The sequence below is a fragment of the Enterovibrio paralichthyis genome, assembly GCF_019209835.1.
Taxonomy (GTDB): domain Bacteria; phylum Pseudomonadota; class Gammaproteobacteria; order Enterobacterales; family Vibrionaceae; genus Enterovibrio; species Enterovibrio paralichthyis.
Genome location: NZ_JAHUTS010000009.1, coordinates 152,817 through 170,968, shown reverse-complemented (window position 1 = coordinate 170,968; position 18,152 = coordinate 152,817). Strand labels below are relative to the sequence as shown.

20 protein-coding genes are annotated in these 18,152 nt (G+C 54.3%); 12 read left to right on the top strand and 8 right to left on the bottom strand.

Annotated elements, in window-relative coordinates; translation table 11 throughout:
* Positions 1-332: 332 nt before the first annotated feature.
* The 4 genes from slyD to kefG all read right to left on the bottom strand — a co-directional run bounded on the left by slyD (position 333) and on the right by kefG (position 3,611).
* Positions 333-914, bottom strand: a complete 582-nt coding sequence (gene slyD, locus KU854_RS13150; protein WP_218358964.1) for a peptidylprolyl isomerase — start codon at positions 912-914, stop codon at positions 333-335.
* 110 nt (positions 915-1,024) lie between these two features.
* Positions 1,025-1,234 (bottom strand): YheV family putative zinc ribbon protein, encoded by a 210-nt coding sequence (locus tag KU854_RS13145; protein WP_054779513.1) that lies wholly within the window; start codon positions 1,232-1,234, stop codon positions 1,025-1,027.
* 11 nt (positions 1,235-1,245) lie between these two features.
* A complete protein-coding gene (gene kefB, locus KU854_RS13140; protein WP_218358963.1) occupies positions 1,246-3,048 on the bottom strand; it encodes a glutathione-regulated potassium-efflux system protein KefB in 1,803 nt (600 codons plus the stop codon).
* Positions 3,048-3,611, bottom strand: a complete 564-nt coding sequence (gene kefG, locus KU854_RS13135) for a glutathione-regulated potassium-efflux system ancillary protein KefG (protein WP_218358962.1) — start codon at positions 3,609-3,611, stop codon at positions 3,048-3,050. Before kefG ends, kefB begins: the two co-directional genes overlap by 1 nt.
* Before the next feature lie 269 nt (positions 3,612-3,880).
* Between kefG and KU854_RS13130 the strand changes: the two genes are divergently transcribed.
* The gene (locus KU854_RS13130) at positions 3,881-5,803 is read left to right on the top strand and encodes an ABC transporter ATP-binding protein (RefSeq protein WP_218358961.1); all 1,923 of its coding nucleotides are present in this window, start codon (positions 3,881-3,883) and stop codon (positions 5,801-5,803) included.
* Entirely contained in the window at positions 5,746-6,252 is a 507-nt protein-coding gene (locus KU854_RS13125; protein ID WP_218358960.1) for a TIGR02444 family protein, read from the top strand. The genes KU854_RS13130 and KU854_RS13125 overlap by 58 nt, the downstream gene beginning before the upstream one ends.
* Here the strand turns inward: KU854_RS13125 and KU854_RS13120 are convergent.
* On the bottom strand, positions 6,249-6,851 hold the full coding sequence (locus KU854_RS13120; protein WP_218358959.1) for a LysE family translocator: 603 nt from the start codon (positions 6,849-6,851) through the stop codon (positions 6,249-6,251). The two genes, KU854_RS13125 and KU854_RS13120, sit on opposite strands and share 4 nt — an antisense overlap.
* Positions 6,852-6,975: 124 nt before the next feature.
* On the opposite strand from KU854_RS13120, the gene KU854_RS13115 reads away from it, so the two are divergent.
* The 8 genes from KU854_RS13115 to KU854_RS13080 all read left to right on the top strand — a co-directional run bounded on the left by KU854_RS13115 (position 6,976) and on the right by KU854_RS13080 (position 14,143).
* On the top strand, positions 6,976-8,358 hold the full coding sequence (locus KU854_RS13115) for an aminotransferase-like domain-containing protein (protein ID WP_218358958.1): 1,383 nt from the start codon (positions 6,976-6,978) through the stop codon (positions 8,356-8,358).
* A 9-nt stretch (positions 8,359-8,367) separates the two neighbouring features.
* Complete coding sequence (locus KU854_RS13110) at positions 8,368-9,342, top strand: hydrolase (protein WP_218358957.1); 975 nt, start codon at positions 8,368-8,370, stop codon at positions 9,340-9,342.
* A 40-nt stretch (positions 9,343-9,382) separates the two neighbouring features.
* The gene (locus tag KU854_RS13105) at positions 9,383-10,360 is read left to right on the top strand and encodes a DUF3187 family protein (protein ID WP_218358956.1); all 978 of its coding nucleotides are present in this window, start codon (positions 9,383-9,385) and stop codon (positions 10,358-10,360) included.
* Positions 10,361-10,385: 25 nt separating this feature from the next.
* Positions 10,386-10,601: a YheU family protein gene (locus KU854_RS13100; protein WP_218358955.1), complete on the top strand. Its 216-nt coding sequence runs from the start codon at positions 10,386-10,388 to the stop codon at positions 10,599-10,601.
* Between the two features lie 71 nt (positions 10,602-10,672).
* Positions 10,673-11,542 carry a phosphoribulokinase gene (locus tag KU854_RS13095; RefSeq protein ID WP_218358954.1) on the top strand — a complete coding sequence of 290 codons (870 nt, stop codon included), beginning with the start codon at positions 10,673-10,675 and terminating at the stop codon, positions 11,540-11,542.
* A gap of 161 nt (positions 11,543-11,703) precedes the next feature.
* Positions 11,704-12,123, top strand: coding sequence for a rubrerythrin family protein (locus tag KU854_RS13090; protein WP_054779508.1), 420 nt, complete (start codon positions 11,704-11,706; stop codon positions 12,121-12,123).
* Between the two features lie 81 nt (positions 12,124-12,204).
* A complete protein-coding gene (locus KU854_RS13085; protein WP_218358953.1) occupies positions 12,205-13,530 on the top strand; it encodes a heterodisulfide reductase-related iron-sulfur binding cluster in 1,326 nt (441 codons plus the stop codon).
* A 16-nt stretch (positions 13,531-13,546) separates the two neighbouring features.
* Complete coding sequence (locus KU854_RS13080) at positions 13,547-14,143, top strand: DUF3501 family protein (RefSeq protein WP_218358952.1); 597 nt, start codon at positions 13,547-13,549, stop codon at positions 14,141-14,143.
* A gap of 72 nt (positions 14,144-14,215) precedes the next feature.
* On the opposite strand, the gene KU854_RS13075 is transcribed toward KU854_RS13080, so the two are convergent.
* A complete protein-coding gene (locus tag KU854_RS13075; RefSeq protein WP_218358951.1) occupies positions 14,216-14,620 on the bottom strand; it encodes an OsmC family protein in 405 nt (134 codons plus the stop codon).
* A gap of 237 nt (positions 14,621-14,857) precedes the next feature.
* Here KU854_RS13075 and crp point away from each other — a divergent pair, with 237 nt between their 5' ends.
* A complete protein-coding gene (gene crp / locus KU854_RS13070) occupies positions 14,858-15,490 on the top strand; it encodes a cAMP-activated global transcriptional regulator CRP (RefSeq protein WP_002535199.1) in 633 nt (210 codons plus the stop codon).
* Positions 15,491-15,652: 162 nt separating this feature from the next.
* Positions 15,653-15,850: a hypothetical protein gene (locus KU854_RS13065; RefSeq protein ID WP_054779517.1), complete on the top strand. Its 198-nt coding sequence runs from the start codon at positions 15,653-15,655 to the stop codon at positions 15,848-15,850.
* 18 nt (positions 15,851-15,868) lie between these two features.
* Here the strand turns inward: KU854_RS13065 and KU854_RS13060 are convergent, their stop codons facing one another.
* Together KU854_RS13060 and astD are read right to left on the bottom strand one after the other, a co-directional pair.
* Positions 15,869-16,663, bottom strand: a complete 795-nt coding sequence (locus KU854_RS13060; protein ID WP_218358950.1) for a DUF1338 domain-containing protein — start codon at positions 16,661-16,663, stop codon at positions 15,869-15,871.
* Between the two features lie 31 nt (positions 16,664-16,694).
* A complete protein-coding gene (gene astD / locus KU854_RS13055; protein WP_218358949.1) occupies positions 16,695-18,152 on the bottom strand; it encodes a succinylglutamate-semialdehyde dehydrogenase in 1,458 nt (485 codons plus the stop codon).

The window sequence follows — 18,152 nt, the reverse complement described above, 5'->3', positions numbered from 1 at the left end:
CTGGGTACTGGGTACTGGGTACTGGGTACTGGGTACTGGGTACTGGGTACTGGGTACTGGGTACTGGGTACTGGGTACTGGGTACTGGGTACTGGGTACTGGGTACTGGGTACTGCAAGATTTTGGATGGTGCCACTATAGAGTCAAGCTCTTTGCTCTTCCAAGGTCCTAGGACCGCTTTTTAAATTCCCAGGACCGCTCTCCGCTCTTCGCTCTTCCCAGGACCTTCTTTCCCCAGAACCTAGGCCCCATCTTAAAAAAACAAAAACGCCACCCAGTTTCCCGGATGGCGTTTTTATCAATCAAAAGCGAGATGCTTTAAGGCTGGGCGATTAGTGAGAGCCGCAACCACCGCCACCACAACATACGTGGTCGTCGCCTTTGTCTTCGCCACCGCAGCAACCGCCTTCGTGGTCGTGGTCATGGTCGTGACCACCACAGCAGCCGCCCGCCTGGTGAATGTGACCGTGCGAGATCTCTTCTTCAGTCGCTTCACGCACTGCAACAACTTCCACGTTGAACGTCAGGGTCTGGCCAGCCAGCATGTGGTTACCATCAACAACCACTTCGTCGCCGTCTACTTCAGTGACTTCAACTGGGATTGGACCCATGTCGGTGTCCGCCAGGAAGCGCATGCCCACAACGATCTCATCAACGCCCTGGAATACTTCCGCAGGTACGCGCTGAACCATTGCGTCCAGGTACTCACCGTATGCCTCTTCCGGCGCTACAGTCACTTCAAACGCATCACCGACTTCGCGGCCTTCCAGTGCGTTTTCCAGACCCACGATCAGGTTGTCGTGACCCTGCAGGTATTGCAGTGGCATCTCTTTGGTTGATTCATCAACCACAATGCCGTCTTCATTTTTTACTTGGTAAGCAATGCTTACGACCACGTCTTTAGTGATTTTCATCTTAGCTCCGGAAGCGGTTATTTAAGTCTGGGTGTCGCTGAATGCAATCAGGCAAAGCGGCACCTGCTTATTTCGGCGCCGATAATACAGAAAACTCTGCCTAACGACTATTACTCTGGTTTAAATATCCCTATCACCTGTGCGTCACGCGCCGGTTCCACTGGCACGTCCGCTTCCGAAGTTGTCGGAGAACGGCGGTCTGTATGACCACATTTCACACATTCCACCACTTCCACGTGGTGTTCCTGCCACCAACGCAGTGTGTCTCCTTCTTTACAGGAGGGACACGTCGCACCGGCAATAAATCTTTTTTTGGCCATAACTTCCTTGCCTAACTGTCTCTGTTCCAACTCTGGTGGCGTTCTGAATCGCCTTTCATTTCCAGATCGAACAACTCTTCCAATTCCAGCCGCGCCTCCTTGGTACGGGTCACGGCAGTGACATCATCGGTATGCTGAGGTTGCAATTCATGCAGGCGCATTTCATCCAGCTTGCGGAAAAAAGCTTCTGCCCGCTTGGCTTTGTACGGGTGCATACCCAGGGCGATCAATGTTTGCCGCCCTAAATCCAGCGCACTTAAAAACGTCTCCCGGGCAAACCCATCCACATTGCGCCCCAGCAGCTGGTTCGCTTCTACCCGGCTTCGTGCGCGTGCCAGCACTTTCAGGTTCGGGAAATGGTGTTGGCAAAGCTCAACGATTTCCATGACCTCTTCCGGCGAGTCGGCACACACAATGATGGCCTCCGCGCTCGCCGCTCCCGCCGCACGCAACAAATCAAGCTGCGTGGCATCGCCGTAATACACCTTGTAGCCAAACTTGCGTAGAAAGGCGATTTGCGACGGATCCCGCTCTAAAATCGTCAGCTTGATTTTATTGGCAAACAGCAGCCTACCCACAACCTGACCGAAACGGCCAAAGCCGGTGATGATCACGCGGGCACTGTCTTCATCAAACTGTTCGTTTTCTGGTATGGCACTGTCCGCATTGATCGTGCGGGCAAACCACTTCGCCTGGGCTATCAACAGCAATGGCGTCGTCATCATCGACAAACTGACCACCACCAGCAAAAAAGCATTCAGTGAAGGTTCCAGCAACCCTTCCGTGCGCGCCGCTGTAAAAAGAACAAAGGCAAATTCGCCGCCCTGACTGAGCAGTAAAGCGACCTGACTCCGGGATTTCGCTGTTCCGCCAAACAGGCGAACCAAGCCATATATGATGGCGGCTTTCACCAAAATCAAGGCCAGTACCGCGCCGAGAATTTGCAGCGGATATTGCGCCAGCAGCCCCAAATCTACCGCCATACCGACCGCGATAAAGAAGAGCCCCAGTAGCAACCCTTTGAAGGGCTCGATAGCAATTTCAAGCTCGTGGCGGTATTCACTTTCTGCCAGTAACACCCCCGCAAGGAAAGTACCCAGCGCCATGGAAAGGCCAAGCGATTGCATGCCAAGGGCAATCCCCACCACCACCAGCAGCGCGGTCACTGTAAACATCTCCTTGACCCGGCTCATCACTACCCAGCGCAGTAACGGGCGCAGAAGGTAATGGCCACTGACCAAGAGCAGCGCAATGGCACCCAACATCATTGCCACATCCAGCCAACTGCCACTGGCACCGCCGGAAAGTGCTGGCAGCACTGCCAGCATGGGGATCACAGCAATATCTTGAAACAGCAGTACCGCAAAACCGGATTGTCCGGTCTCTGTGCGCATCAAACGCTGTTCTTCAATAATGCGCATCGCAATGGCCGTTGAAGAGAGAGCCAGCCCCATCCCAACCACCACAGCATCGGTATTGCTGACCCCAAATCCCAGTACGACGAGACCGATAACCACGGCGCTGATCAAGACCTGACTGCCACCCAGACCCAGAATAGGCTTTCGCATCTGCATTAGCTTTTTCGGATTAAGTTCAAGGCCAATCAGAAACAGCAGCAACACCACACCAAGCTCGGCAAAATGCAGGATGGCTTCTACGTCACTGATAAGACCGAGCCCCCAGGGGCCAATCGCGATACCGGCGATGAGATAACCGAGCACGGAACCGAATCCGAGACGCTGGGCAAAAGGAACCGCGACCACTGCCGCAGCCAGGAAAATGACCGCATCAAGGAGATAGTTATGACCTTCCATCACACCACCTCCGAAACAGGGTTACACAGCCAGTCCACATAAAGCTCAGCGTGGGCAGCGCGATCATCATCAGTGACCCTGCGCGCCCAGTGCAATACCATGGGTTCTACCCAGCGCATTTGGCACAGAAGCGCCGTCAGCTCAAAAGGCTGCAGCAACTCTTCCATGCTGTATTTGTTATAACCGGTTTTGCTGAAAGCTTCGGCCGCACCACCGGTGGTGATAACAAAACGGCAGGTTTTTCCCGCCAGCGCATTGCCGCCACCGTGGGCAAAGCCTTTACCCAGCACGACATCAATCCACTCTTTGAGCAGTGACGGGCAGGAATACATTTGAAGCGGGTGCTGGAAGACGATCACATCATGCTCCATCAACAACTGGCGTTCATGATGCACATCAATCATAAAGTCTGGGTAGGTGGCGTAAAGATCGTGGATCCTGACGTGTTCGAGCGGACGCACAGCATCAAGCATGCGTTTGTTTGCCACCGATTCCTGTGGATCGGGGTGGGCGAAGATAACCAATACCTTGGAGCGGAAAAGCGACGTTGTCGGGGTTCCCATCTGGCAGCAAAATCCTTTTGTACAATTTGGCGCGAATGATTGTGTCTATTCGCGATAAGTCCGTCTTTTTTATTGTCTTCTTAGCATGACACAAAACACCGGCTCTTGCGGTATCCGGTGTACACCTTCCACCATACGGTAAAAGCCGCAATTTTTCACCGTCTGACGGCGGCACATTTTTGCGCCTCTCTTAAGTAAATGGCTGTCGTGTGATATAACAGCGCCAGTTTTTCGACCTCCTATTTCTGCGGCCGGAGCCGCCTCGAGTCATGATCACGATTTCTGATATACAGCTTCTGCGCGGCGGTAAACCGCTGCTGAACCAGGCCTCTGCCACTATCCATCCCGGTGATAAAGTAGGTCTTGTAGGCAAAAACGGTTGCGGGAAATCCTCGCTGTTTGCCCTGCTTAAAGGCGAATTGACCCTGGATGCCGGCAGTTGCAACTTCCCGAGCGGCTGGCAGATGGCGTGGGTGGCACAGGAAACCCCGGCGCTGGAACGCCAGGCCATTGAATATGTGATTGACGGTGACCGCGAGTACCGCGCACTGGAGCAGGCACTGCGCGCCGCAGAAGAAGCCGATGATGGCAACAAGGTGGCGATGCTGCACGATAAGATCGATGCTGTCGGCGGTTACAGTATCCGCGCCCGCGCAGCAGAATTGCTGGACGGCCTGGGTTTTCGCCAGGAACAGATGAGCTGGAACCTGACCCAGTTCTCCGGTGGCTGGCGTATGCGCCTTAACCTGGCGCAGGCGTTGATCTGCCGCTCCGATCTGCTGCTGCTCGATGAACCAACCAACCACCTGGATTTGGATGCCGTGATGTGGCTGGAAAAATGGCTGCAGAATTACCGAGGAACCCTGGTCCTGATCTCCCATGACCGTGACTTCCTTGACCCGGTTGTTAACCGCATCATCCACATCGAAAACGAAACCCTGAACGAATACACCGGTAACTATTCGGCGTTCGAGGTGATGCGCGCAGAAAAGCTGACCCTGCAACAGGCTATGTTCCAGAAGCAGCAAAAGCAGATGGCACACATGCAGTCCTACATTGACCGCTTCCGCTACAAGGCGAGTAAAGCGCGTCAGGCGCAGAGCCGTATTAAGGCACTGGAACGCATGGAGAAAATGCTGCCGGCGCAGTTTGATAACCCGTTCAGCTTTGAGTTCCGCGAGCCGTCCGCCCTGCCTAACCCTATCCTGATGATGGAGGATGTTTGCGCAGGCTACGGCGACACACTGATCCTGGAGAAAATCTTCCTCAACCTGGTTCCCGGCAGCCGCATTGGTCTGCTTGGCCGCAACGGCGCGGGTAAATCTACCCTGATCAAACTCCTTTCCGGCACTGTGCCTGCGCAGGCGGGAGAACTGCGTTACTCTCAAGGCGTGAAGATCGGTTACTTTGCCCAGCACCAGCTGGAAACCCTGCGTGACGACGAAACCGCACTGCAACACCTGATGCGTCTGGCGCCAGAGGCAACCGAACAACAGCTCCGCGATTACCTTGGCAGCTTTGGCTTTCATGGCGACAAAGCGCTGGATGTGATTGCCCCGTTCTCCGGTGGCGAGAAAGCCCGTCTGGTACTGGCTCTGATCGTATGGCAAAAACCGAACCTGCTGCTGCTCGACGAACCGACCAACCACCTTGACCTCGACATGCGTGCGGCACTGACAATCGCTCTGCAATCGTTCGAAGGCGCGATGGTTATCGTCAGCCACGACCGTTACCTGCTGCGCGCCACCACGGATGACCTCTATCTGGTGCACGATCGCAAGGTCGAACAATTCAATGGCGACCTGAATGACTATCATCAGTGGTTGAACGAACTGCAACGCTCCGAGCGTCGTCAGGAGCAGGCAGAAACCGCCAAACCGGCAGGTGCCAACACCCAGGCTGCGCGCAAAGAGCAAAAGCGTCTGGAAGCGGAGTTCCGCCGCCAGACCGCACCGCTTCGTAAGAAAATTGACGCGCTGGACACACAGCTCGAAAATTTTTCTGCCACAATCGCCGACGTAGAGTCTCAACTGGCAGAGCCTTCTCTCTATGAAGCCGCCAATAAAGAAAAACTGACCGAGCTACTGCGCAGACAGGCAGACGCAAAATCATCGCTCGAAGAGGTCGAACTGGAATGGATGGATCTTCAGGAACAACTGGAGCAAATGGAAGCGGAGTTCCAAGCCCGCTGAAACAACATGCCACAGCCGACGGGCTGTGGCAGTTTTGCCTGCACCACTACGGTAACCAGGAGATCAAACACGCCTGCCTGAAGCTGCAGGATGCGTTTAAGGGCAATGTAAACCTTGCCCTATTATTGGTGTGGGTGGAAAGCGCCGGCTTTACCTTGTCGCCCTCCTCCTTGGCCACCCTGCGGCAGGCTCTGGCACCATCAGAAACCCTGCTCAGCCGGTATCGCCTGATGCGCCGCGAACTCAAACCCCAACTCTCCCGCGGGGCTTATCAGAAGATGCTCAATTACGAATTGACACTGGAGAAGTTCCAGCAACAGGCGCTCATCGCTTGCATCAACCATTTGCCTTGGGAAGAGCAAGCGCCGTCAGCACTGGAGCTTTATTGCACCCAGCTTGACCCTGCCGCCCGCTCCCTTTATCCCACACTGGTCAAAGGGCTGCGCTAAAACCAGATAAAGAACAGGCAGGAAGCCGTCAAGGTACCCATCACACGGTTAAACCGCACCCAACTTTTATCGCTCGACAGCACCCTGCCGACCCAAACACCAAACCCCGCCCAAAGGGACGTCAACGGAAAACCTACCGCCATAAAGGTCAGTACAATCACCAGGGCTGACCACCAGTAATCGCCCCCCGCCAGGGTAAAGGTACCCACAGCACTCACGGCCATCGCCCATGCCTTTGGGTTCACATATTGGAACAATGCTCCTTCCAACAGGGTCATCGGCCGTCTGTCCGGTGACGATTTTTCAGAAGGCGCACCGGCATTGGCAATACGCCACGCCAGATACAAAAGATAGCCACTGGCGACCATTTTCATGCCTTCCTGCACCCAGGGGTAGAGTTTGAATACCACGCCAAGCCCTGCCGCCACGACGGCAATCAATGACGCAACACCCAGAGTGATCCCTACCAGATGAGGTACCGTCCTTCGGTAACCGAAATTCGCACCGGATGCTGTCAGCATCATATTGTTAGGCCCCGGCGTGCCCGTCATGGTCGCGGCAAACACAGCCAGTGTTGCCAGAAATGAAAGCTCCATCATGAATTGTCTCCCTGCTCACATTGTATCGATACAATTCACATAAAAACGTTGAATTAATCGCCATTACTGCTCAAAATTCACGCTAACAGGGATCGAAAAATGGATCAAAAGGTTTATTGTCACCATGACAATTATGACGATGACACTGGATAAACAGGGCGCGCCGCTCTACCGCCAGATAGCAGATGCAATTGCGCAGAAAGTGCAGTTGCAGGAACTGATGCCTGGCACCAAGCTGCCCACTCACCGGGCCCTGGCCGATGCACTGTCGGTCACTGTGGGTACCGTTACCCGCGCCTATGCCGAAGCCGAGCGCCGCGGCATTGTGGAAGCCCGTGTTGGGGCTGGCACCTATATCACCCAAAGCGATAAACCACTCTGGACCTTTGCCGCCCCCGAGCGTCCGGGTGTGTTGAGCTTTGGCTACAACGTGCCCCCCGCCATCAACCGCGCCGATCTGTTTTCCGAAGCGCTGCAACAACTGGCGGCACACCCGAATGAGCTCAACAATCTCATGCTCTACCAGCCGCCCTCGGGGATTGTCAGGCACCGGGAAATCCTGGCGTCCTGGCTTGCCGGGCATCAGGTGATCGCTTCACCTGAGCGGTTACTGTTTTGCTCCGGGGCACAGAACGCCATGCAGCTTTGCCTACTCACTCTTTGCCGTGCTGGCGACACTATCCTAGCTGACAAACTCACCTACCCCGGCCTGATGAGTCTTGCCCGCCAACTGCAACTGACGGTCAAACCGGTGGAAATGGACGATGAAGGGATAACACCGGCGTCGTTGAAATCGGCCTGTCAGCAATACCAGCCGCGCTTGGTCTATCTCACCCCGACACTGCAAAACCCGACGACTGCCATCATGGGCACAGAGCGGCGAAAAGAGATCATTGCCCTTTGTCAGAAGGCACAGATCACCATTGTCGAAGATGACGTTAACGGACTTCTGCCCCGCAAGCGCCCGGAGCCTATGGTTAACCTTGCGCCGGACAGCGTTATCTACATAGGCGGGCTGGCAAAAACCCTGGCGCCTGGCCTGCGCCTTGGGTTCCTGCACCTGCCTGACCGCTTCTATCCTCATTTCGTCAATGCCCTGCAAAACTACAGCTGGATGATCAGCCCGCTGTTGACCGCCATGGCGTCCATCTTGCTGGAGAATGGCGCCGCCAATCAGGTACTGGAAACTATCCGCTGCGAAATGGAAGCGCGCTGGCAACTTGTCACTGAATTGTTGGGCACTGAAACACTTCGCTATCATCCTAATGGCTTTCATGGCTGGCTGACGCTGCCTGATGGCTGGGCACTCAGTGAATTCCTCGTTGCTGCCAAGGAACAAGGTCTGGAAGTGAAATCCTCGGAGCTCTTTATACCACCGGGGTACGCCGCGCCACCGGCGGTCAGGCTGGCAGTGAGTGCGCCCCCCACACGTGATACCCTGCAACAAGGTTGTCGCCAGTTGGCCGCATTGCTTGCCAACCCGCCATTAACGGAATTTTCCCTGTAAGAGAGAAACATGAGCCACGACTTCAAACCCATGGCATGGGGTAAGAACCCGCATCTGCAAACTCTGTTGCCACGTTTTTTACGCCGAAAAGCGGTCTTTGAGCCAGTATGGGAACGTATTGAAACGCCGGATGGGGATTTTCTGGATTTAAGCTGGACTGAGCCCCCTGCCAACGCTTCGGGTAAGCCAGTGGCGGTGCTGTTTCATGGTCTGGCAGGTTGCTTTTACAGTCCTTACGCCAATGGCCTGCTAAACGCATTTAAGCAGCAAGGCTGGCTGGGTGTGCTAATGCATTTCCGCGGTTGCAGCGGTTCGCTGAATAAACAACCACGCAGTTATCACTCCGGTGAAACCGGCGACGCACGCTTTTTCCTGGAACGTCTGCGCCAGCAATTTCCTGATACGCCGATCGCTGCAGCAGGTGTCTCCCTGGGCGGAAACATGCTGGTACGTTATCTGGCCGAGTTCAACCATGACCCCATCGTCAAAGCAGCGTGTGTGGTAAGCCCTCCGCTCAATCTTGCGGCCTGCTCCAGCCGTATCCAGCAAGGGTTTTCCAAGGTTTATCAGGCGTATCTGCTGCGCTCCATGAACCGCACACTCAGCAACAAACTGGCGCGCCATCCGCAGATCGGTCAGTGGAAAAGTGGTGAGAAAGTCGCTATCTCAACACTCTATCAGTTTGACCAAACCGTCACGGCCCCCCTGCACGGTTTTGAGGATGCTGAAGATTATTACCGACAATGCAGTGGGTTAGATGTGTTGCAGGAAATTGCGACACCACTCAAAGTGATCCATGCTAAAGATGATCCCTTTATGACGGAAGCGGTGATCCCCAAGACAGTGCTTCCTGACAATATTGAGTACCATCTGACGGAGTATGGCGGTCACGTCGGCTTTGTCACCGGAACACTTCACGCCCCTGAACTCTGGCTGGAACGTGAAGTACCGCGTTGGTTGGCCCCACACCTAAAAAAGGCATAACTGCCCGATAATCCAAAGCGTGGGGTGAGAGAGGTGGATAATGACCATATCACTCGGCGCTTTCCTGCTCCCGTTGGCCGCTGCAGCGGCTGTGGCACCTGACGAAAACCCGACCACAGATTTCGGGCCTCTGGTTATACAGTCCCAGGCCCCGCTGCAAACGACGGGGCTCACCCCCATGCTGCACGACCCTTTTTCTCTCCAGGAAGGCCAGACTGATCTGTTCGCCAGCGCGACGTTCGGCAGTGTCTGGGCCTCCACACCGGAGTACACCTTTGATTATTACCATAACCAGTTCTTGGCCGGGTTTATCCGCGCCCATTCTTCCACACAGCGTTATGGTGTCTGGCTACAATACCGCTACGCCGCCAACAACCGACTTGATGGCGTCACCAAGAAATTCCACAACATTTTCGGCATCGAGCAAAATGGCCGGACTGACGTTGAAGAAGACAGGTTCTATATCGATGCGCCACAACTTAACGGCAAGCCTGCGACGGATTTTGTCGGAGACGCGCTGCTCAGTGCCATCAACCTTTATGGCGAGCAGCAACTTTTCCAAAACGCCCACCATGCACTCAGCCTTGGCGTGACGCTTTTCTTCAATCGCGTCAACCATGGCGTGTTCACCCACACCTCTTTTGAACAGGCACTGCAGGCCAATTATGGTTATCAGCAAGAGAAACACCGGTTAACTGCCAGTGTCTCGCTTACCCACCGCCCCGATAAACCCCAGCATTTTGTCCAGGTCGAACCGTGGGGGATCAGTGCGGGTGTGAGCTACCGGTACCGGTTGTTTAAACATCATGAACTTGTCGGTGAATACCTGTTGTCACAGGGTAAGGCGAAAAATCCCCAGCTCAGCGACCTGACCAAGCCGGTACATGAGTTTGCCTATGGCTACCGCTACCTTTTTGGCAACAGTGCGCTAGAATTGGTCGCGCTCGAGAATATGTTCAATCACGATAACAGCACGGATATCGTGTTTAGCGCGACCTTCCGACACCGGTTTTTATAGTCAATTTAAGTAGTAGGGCTGGCTGATGATTATTCCCTGGCAGGAGATTCCTGAAGAAACACTGCGAAACCTCATCGAGCACTTTGTGCTGCGCGAGGGCACCGATTACGGTGAGCAGGAAGCGAGTTTTGAGGAAAAGGTAGAGCAGGTCTATACCCTGCTGAAAAACCGTGAGGCCGTCGTCGTCTACTCAGAACTGCACGAAACCGTGGATATCAAACCGACGCGATCACTCGGTTAATACCCCCTTCTTGACCAAGCCACCAAGACCCTGTTAACTGATTGCATCTTTCTAAATTGACAGGGTTTGTCATGTCTGCAAAGCACCCCATTATTGCAGTCACCGGTTCATCCGGCGCAGGAACGACCACCACCTCAGATGCCTTTCGCAAAATATTCAACATGATGGATATCAGCGCAGCCTGGGTGGAGGGTGACAGCTTTCACCGTTTTACCCGTCCAGAAATGGATGTGGAAATCCGCAAGGCGCGCGAACAAGGCCGCCACATCAGCTACTTCGGGCCACAGGCGAATGACTTTCCACGCCTGGAATCCTTTTTCAAAGAATATGGTCAGCAAGGCACGGGGAAATTCCGCCGCTATCTGCACACTTTTGATGAAGCTGTGCCTTACAACCAGATGCCCGGTACCTTTACTGCATGGCAGGATTTGCCGGACAGCACCGATCTGATGTTCTACGAAGGGCTGCACGGTGGCGTTGTTGACGGTGATATCAACGTCTCCCAGCATGTCGACCTGTTGATCGGCATGGTGCCCATCGTCAACCTGGAATGGATCCAGAAATTTGTCCGCGACACCCGCGACCGGGGCCACTCTCGTGAAGCAGTCATGGATTCCATTGTCCGCTCCATGGATGACTACCTCAATTACATCACGCCCCAGTTCAGCCGCTCCCATATCAACTTCCAGCGCGTACCGACGGTGGACACCTCCAATCCGCTCAATGCCAAGGGTATTCCAAGCCTCGATGAGAGCTTTGTGGTGATCCGTTTCCGTGGCATCAAGAAGGTCGATTTCCCGTATTTGCTGGCGATGATCCAAGGCTCATTTATGTCCCGCCATGACACCCTGGTGGTGCCCGGCGGCAAAATGAGTTTTGCCATGGAGCTGATTATCCGCCCGCTGATCCAGCAACTGATTGAAACAGGGAAGATCAGTTAAGCCACCGTCCACCCGCCCAAGCCTGTCATCGAAAAACACGATGACAGGTTACGTTTTTACTCATTAGCCCGATAACCGATCCTGTCCTTTACTTGATAAGGCGGCTGTTATTCCGTCGCCACACTTATTCAGAAAGCAATGTCACCAAAGAGGACAGAGCCATGTCACTGAAAGGATCTAAAACCGAGCAAAATCTGAAAGACGCCTTTTCCGGAGAAAGCCAGGCCAACCGCCGTTACCTCTACTTCGCATCAAAAGCTGACATCGAAGGCTACAACGATGTTGCCGCCGTCTTCCGCTCAACGGCCGAAGGGGAAACCGGTCACGCTCACGGGCACCTGGAATACCTGGAGGAAGTGGGCGATCCGGCAACCGGTCTACCCATGGGGAACACGGTAGAGAACCTGAAAGCCTCCATCGCCGGTGAAACCCACGAGTACACCGACATGTACCCGGGAATGGCTGCGACTGCCCGTGACGAAGGGTTTGACGAAATTGCCGACTGGTTCGAAACACTGGCAAAAGCGGAGCGAAGCCACGCCAACCGCTTCCAGAAAGCACTCGACAACCTCGACAGCTGAACCTGAACGGGCGGCACACTGCCGCCCTGCGTCCACCCCGACAACGTTTCACCCTCAACGCTGCGACGCCAAGGAGCTGTGATGAAAGAAAAACGTGAAGGCGGAATTGAAGCCCCCACTCGCCATGCCATTGATTGGCAATCCCCCGATTTTTACGATCGCGACAAGCTTAATGCCGAGCTTGAGCGGGTGTTCGATGTCTGTCACGGGTGCCGTCGCTGTGTCAGCCTGTGTGATTCGTTTCCGACCCTGTTTGACCTTATCGACGAGTCGGAAACCATGGAAGTCGACGGTGTCGACAAGAAGGATTACCAGAAAGTCGCCGACCAATGTTACCTGTGCGACATGTGCTACATGACCAAATGCCCGTATGTGCCGCCCCATGAGTGGGAGATAGACTTCCCCCACCTGATGCTGCGCGCCAAAGCCGTGAAGTTTCGTGAAAACGGCGCCTCTCCGCGCGACAAACTGCTGTCCAACACCGATTTGGTCGGTGGGCTGGCCACCATTCCGGTGGTGGATATCACTGTCAATGCCCTGAACCGCAACGCTACTGTCCGGGGAATAATGGAAAAAGCCGGTATCCATAAAGACGCCATTGTGCCCACCTACGACAGTAAAACCATGCGAAAGCGCGTTGCTCCGCTGGCGCGTAACCTTTCCCCGGAGCCAGCCAATGGCACCACAGGCAAGGTGGCACTTTTCACCACTTGCTACGGCAACTACAACAGCCCCGAGCTGGGCGAAGATTTCTTTCACGTGTTCCAGAAAAATGGCATTCATATCGAGGTGGTTGGCAAAGAGCGTTGCTGCGGCATGCCGAAAATGGAGCTGGGCGATCTCGACAGTGTCAGGCGCGCCAAAGAGGAAAATATTCCCCAGTTGCTGGCGATGGTGGAGCAAGGTTTTGACCTCATCGCTCCGGTACCTTCCTGTGTATTGATGTTCAAACAGGAGTTGCCTCTGCTGTTTCCCGACGATCCGGATGTCGCCAAAGTGCGGGACGCTTTCTATGACCCGTTCGAATACCTGATGTTGCGACACAAGGCAGGCAAACTGAACACCGATTTTACCCAGCCGCTTGGCGATATCAGTTATCACGTCGCCTGCCATTTGCGGGTGCAGAACATTGGCCTGAAAACTGCCGAGCTGTTAAGGCTGGTACCGGACACCAACGTCGCGCCGGAGCAGCGTTGCTCGGGTCATGACGGCACCTATGCGGTAAAAGTCGAAACCCATGACAAAGCGGTGAAAATAGGCCGTCCAGTCGCCAAAAAAGTGAAGCAAGCCAATGCCGATCACTTTGCCAGTGATTGCCCGATGGCGGCTTCACACATCGCCAAGCTGGCGGACGTCGATAAGCCCATTCATCCGATGACATTGCTGAGAAAGGCCTATGGCCTTTAACTGACAGGAGCCCGTTATGCAAAAACTGACCGTCAACGATCTGATGTCGCTGGAAGATTATGCCCGTGCCCGAGCCCAGTTTCGCCACACTGTGATGCAGCAAAAAAAGCACCGCTTTATCGCCCTCGGGGCTCATGCGCGCCTGTTGTTTGAAAACCGCCAGACCATCCAATACCAGATCCAGGAAATGCTGCGCATCGAACGCATTTTTGAACCTGAAGGCATCGAAGAAGAACTCAGTGCCTACAACCCGCTGATCCCTGATGGCAGCAATCTGAAAGCCACCCTGATGCTGGAATACGCGGATCCCGATGTGCGCAAAGTGGCGCTGGCAAAACTCATTGGCGTGGAAAACAAAGTGTGGCTTCAGGTGGGCGATGACGAAAAGGTTTATCCCATCTGTGATGAGGATCTGGAGCGTGACAACGAGGAAAAAACCTCCAGTGTGCACTTCCTGCGGTTTGAACTAACACCCCCTATGATAGCGGCGCTTAAAAAGGGCGAAGCCCTCTATGCAGGCGTCGATCATCCGGCGATGAATGTCAGCCAACCTGTCGACACGGCGGTGCAGCTGGCACTGTCTGAAGATCTTGACATGCCGCCGATGAACTAAAAATAGCGAGCAAAAGGAGGGACTTATCCCTCCTTCTCATTTATCCGGTGCTCGACCGGCGTTGTATCACTGTCAGGCCGCAATGATTTCGTAGGAATGTGTCATCTCAATGCCTGCGCCCAGCATCAGGCATACAGAACAGTATTTCTCCAGACTGTCTTTCACGGCTGATGCCACCAGCGCTTCGTCCAGTGCCGTTCCTTTCACCACAAAATGGATGTGGATGCGGGTAAACAGGCGCGGCGCCTTCTCGCGTCGCTCTGCAGAAAGCTGCGCTTCACAGCCGACAACCTGTTGCTTTCCTTCTTCGAGCGCAGCAACCACATCCACCGAGCTGCAACCGCCCGCTCCCATCAACACCATTTCCATTGGGCTTGGGGCGTGCGCACCGCCATTACCGTCCATTACAATGTTATGGCCCGAATTGGACAGACCTAAAAATGTCTTATCTCCGCACCACTTGACGCTTGCTTGCATCGCTTTCCTCCACTTACTTTCAGGGTCGTGATCTTGTCCACGTTTTTAGCCTTTAATAGGGCATTAAGTCCATATCAAAATCAAGAAATCGTGCTGGAAAAAGGATAAACTCAATGACTCAAACAGAGAGCTTGTAGCCTGACTGCCGACACTTTATGCTATCGAGTGGAAACTTGCCGCAGGACGGTGGGCTAAGGAAGACTCATCAGGCAACAACTGCAGAGGAAATGAGAAATTATGGTTCCAGGAAAACCTCAAACAGACCCAACACTAGAGTGGTTTCTTTCACACTGCCACATTCACAAATACCCATCAAAAAGTACGCTGATCCACGCTGGTGAGAAAGCAGAGACGTTGTACTACATCGTTAAGGGTTCTGTTGCAGTACTGATCAAGGACGAAGAAGGCAAAGAGATGATCCTCTCTTACCTGAATCAGGGCGATTTCATTGGCGAACTGGGTCTTTTCGAAGAAGACCAAGAGCGTACTGCCTGGGTTCGTGCAAAATCACCTTGTGAAGTTGCAGAGATCTCTTTCAAGAAATTCCGTCAGCTGATCCAGGTTAACCCTGACATCCTGATGCGTTTGTCTTCCCAAATGGCTCGTCGCCTTCAAGTGACCAGCCAAAAAGTGGGTGACCTGGCGTTCTTGGACGTAACCGGTCGCATCGCACAAACGCTGTTGAACCTGGCGAAACAACCAGATGCAATGACTCACCCAGACGGTATGCAAATTAAGATCACCCGTCAGGAAATCGGTCAAATCGTGGGTTGTTCCCGTGAAACCGTAGGCCGCATTCTGAAGATGCTGGAAGAGCAGAACCTGATTTCTGCACACGGCAAAACTATCGTGGTATACGGCACTCGCTAACGCGAATCTGTCCCAAATAAAAAGCCATCGCATTTGCGATGGCTTTTCTATTTATAGCGTGATCGTGATCGCGCGGATTTTCCTTTCCATTTCATATTTCGGTGCTAATTTTCATTTCAGGAATGTATACCTTTGCATGCAATTGCGCGCAGGATCACCGACATGGATATGGAACACCACATCGTCACCAGCAACGCCAGACAAACACCGAAAATGGCCCCTTGGGGTCAGGTCAGTACTGAAATCACCGGCTTTTCAGACCCCTCCCATTACCAAATGCAGCGTTTGCTGGGAGAGGAAGCCCGCCGTTTGGATATCGCCACCGCCGGGGATGAATGGCCCTTCTCACTGCCTTCGTAAGAGAGCCACTTTCAAAGCCTACTGGTCGGTACTTTCGAAAATCTTGTCTGCTGACGCTTCGACAAAGCCCTGGTACAGCGTACCGTCGGACAATTCATAGCGCTTGGCAAACTCGTAGAAACCACCGGGTACCGTTTGTTGTCCGTCACTGAACGCAACCGGCACCTTATCTGCCATGGTTGACGACTGCTCCAGGTATACCTCCGGGCTGCCTTTTACTTCCCCACCAGATTCATTGATAGCGAAACCGGCCTGACGCAATACATCATTCACCGCTTTCACCGATTCCAGCGAACTGAGCTGATTGACGCTTACCGTGAAATGGTTCGCGCCAAAGCCATGTGCCGCCAACCAGCCGGCGTACTCACTTTCCGCTGACAACATCTGGTAGGTGGCAAAATCCACCTCCCACAAACGCCCGCCACTGAGAAAAGCCGGATTGTTCAGCGCACTGTCCTCGACCTGATCGACCAGACCGCGCACAGTCTGCTGCAGTGGCGTTGAACACTGCCCCACCAGCAACTCACTGATGAACACCTTCGGAGCCTCGGGATTCGGGTGCTCAAAATGGCGCGCAAACAGCTTTTTGGCTTTAAACAGGTACTCACCCTTGGGCTCATAACCAAGAGCAATAAAAGGCGCGGCGAGACGATCCAGGCCGACTTTCGGCAGGGCAAAGGTTCGCAGCGCAATATGGTCGTTTAAAAGCGGCGCGCCTTCTTCAAGCAGCGCGTGAACTTTTGCCGCCGAAGGGCAAAGCCGCGCAGTATAGTCTTTCCATAACTCATCAAATAAAGCCTGAACGCGTTCCATCACATCCTCCTGAACGGTGTGAGCGGTTAACTTATAGCGAGAGCCCTGGGCTCAGTTGTGCGGGCAACGACACGTCTTCCCCTTCCATGGAGGCCATGGGGTATGCGCAGTAATCGGCCGCATAGTAAGCACTCGGACGCAGATTCCCGGATGCACCGGGACCACCGAATGGCGCATCACCACTGGCACCGGTAAGTTGGCGGTTGCGGTTTACAATCCCGGCACGGATATGGTCGAGGAAGTATTCCCACTCAGCATCATCCTTTGTCACCAGCCCGGCGGAAAGCCCGTACCGGGTGTCGTTGGCAAGCGCAACGGCTTGCTCCAGCGTGTCGTAACGGACAACCTGCAGCAATGGGCCGAAGTATTCTTCATCCGGCAACTCGGCAATCTTGCTGACTTCAATGATCCCCGGCGTCACGACCGCATCGTGCAACAGCTCCGCCTTCAGCAAAGGCTCTCCGCCGAGGGACTCAAGGTTTGCCTGTGCCGCGAGAATGCCTTCTGCCGCACGTACAGACACCTGTGCACCCATAAACGGAGCAGGCTCGTCAAACTGGCCACCGACACGGATATTTCGGGTCATGTCCACCAAACGGGTCAGCAGTGCATCGCCTTTCCCGCCTTTAGGCAGGTAGAGGCGACGGGCGCAGGTGCAGCGCTGTCCAGCGCTGATAAACGCAGACTGGATAATGGTGTAAGCCGTCGCATCCACCTCGCCGAAGTGTTCAGAAATCACCATAGGGTTATTGCCGCCCATTTCCAGCGCCAGCATCTTACCCGGCTGACCGGCAAATTGACGGTGCAGGATATGACCGGTGTTGGCACTGCCGGTAAACAGCAGACCATCAATGCCTTTGGACTGAGCCAGCGCTTCACCGGTTTCACGTCCGCCCTGAACCAGGTTGATCACCCCTTGAGGTAAACCGGCTTCAATCCAGAGCTTTAAGGTTTCTTCGGCCGTTTTCGGCGTCATGTCTGACGGCTTGAACACCACGGTGTTGCCTGCGAGCAAGGCTGGAACAATATGTCCGTTGGGCAGATGCCCGGGGAAGTTATAAGGGCCAAACACCGCCATGACACCCAAAGGACGGTGACGCAGCACCGCCTGTGTGCCTGCAACATCTTTGCTGCGCTCGCCGGTGCGCTCCGCATAGGCGCGCAGGGAAATGCCGATTTTGCCGACCATCGCGGCAGCTTCGGTACGGGTCTCCCACAACGGCTTACCGGTCTCTTCGGCAATCACGGTCGCGATGTGCTCACTGTTCTCTTTTACTTTTTCGGCGAAACGTTCCACCAGCGCCTGACGCTCAGCGAAAGGGGTGTTTTTCCAACTGATGAAAGCAGTGCGGGCAGAAGTCACCGCCGCCTCAACCTGCTCCGGTGTGGCTGCCTTGCCAGACCAGACGGTTTCGCTGTTAAAGGGGTTGAGCGATTCAAATTCCTCGCCCAGCCCTTCAATGGCTTTGTTATCAATCCATTGTGTCAT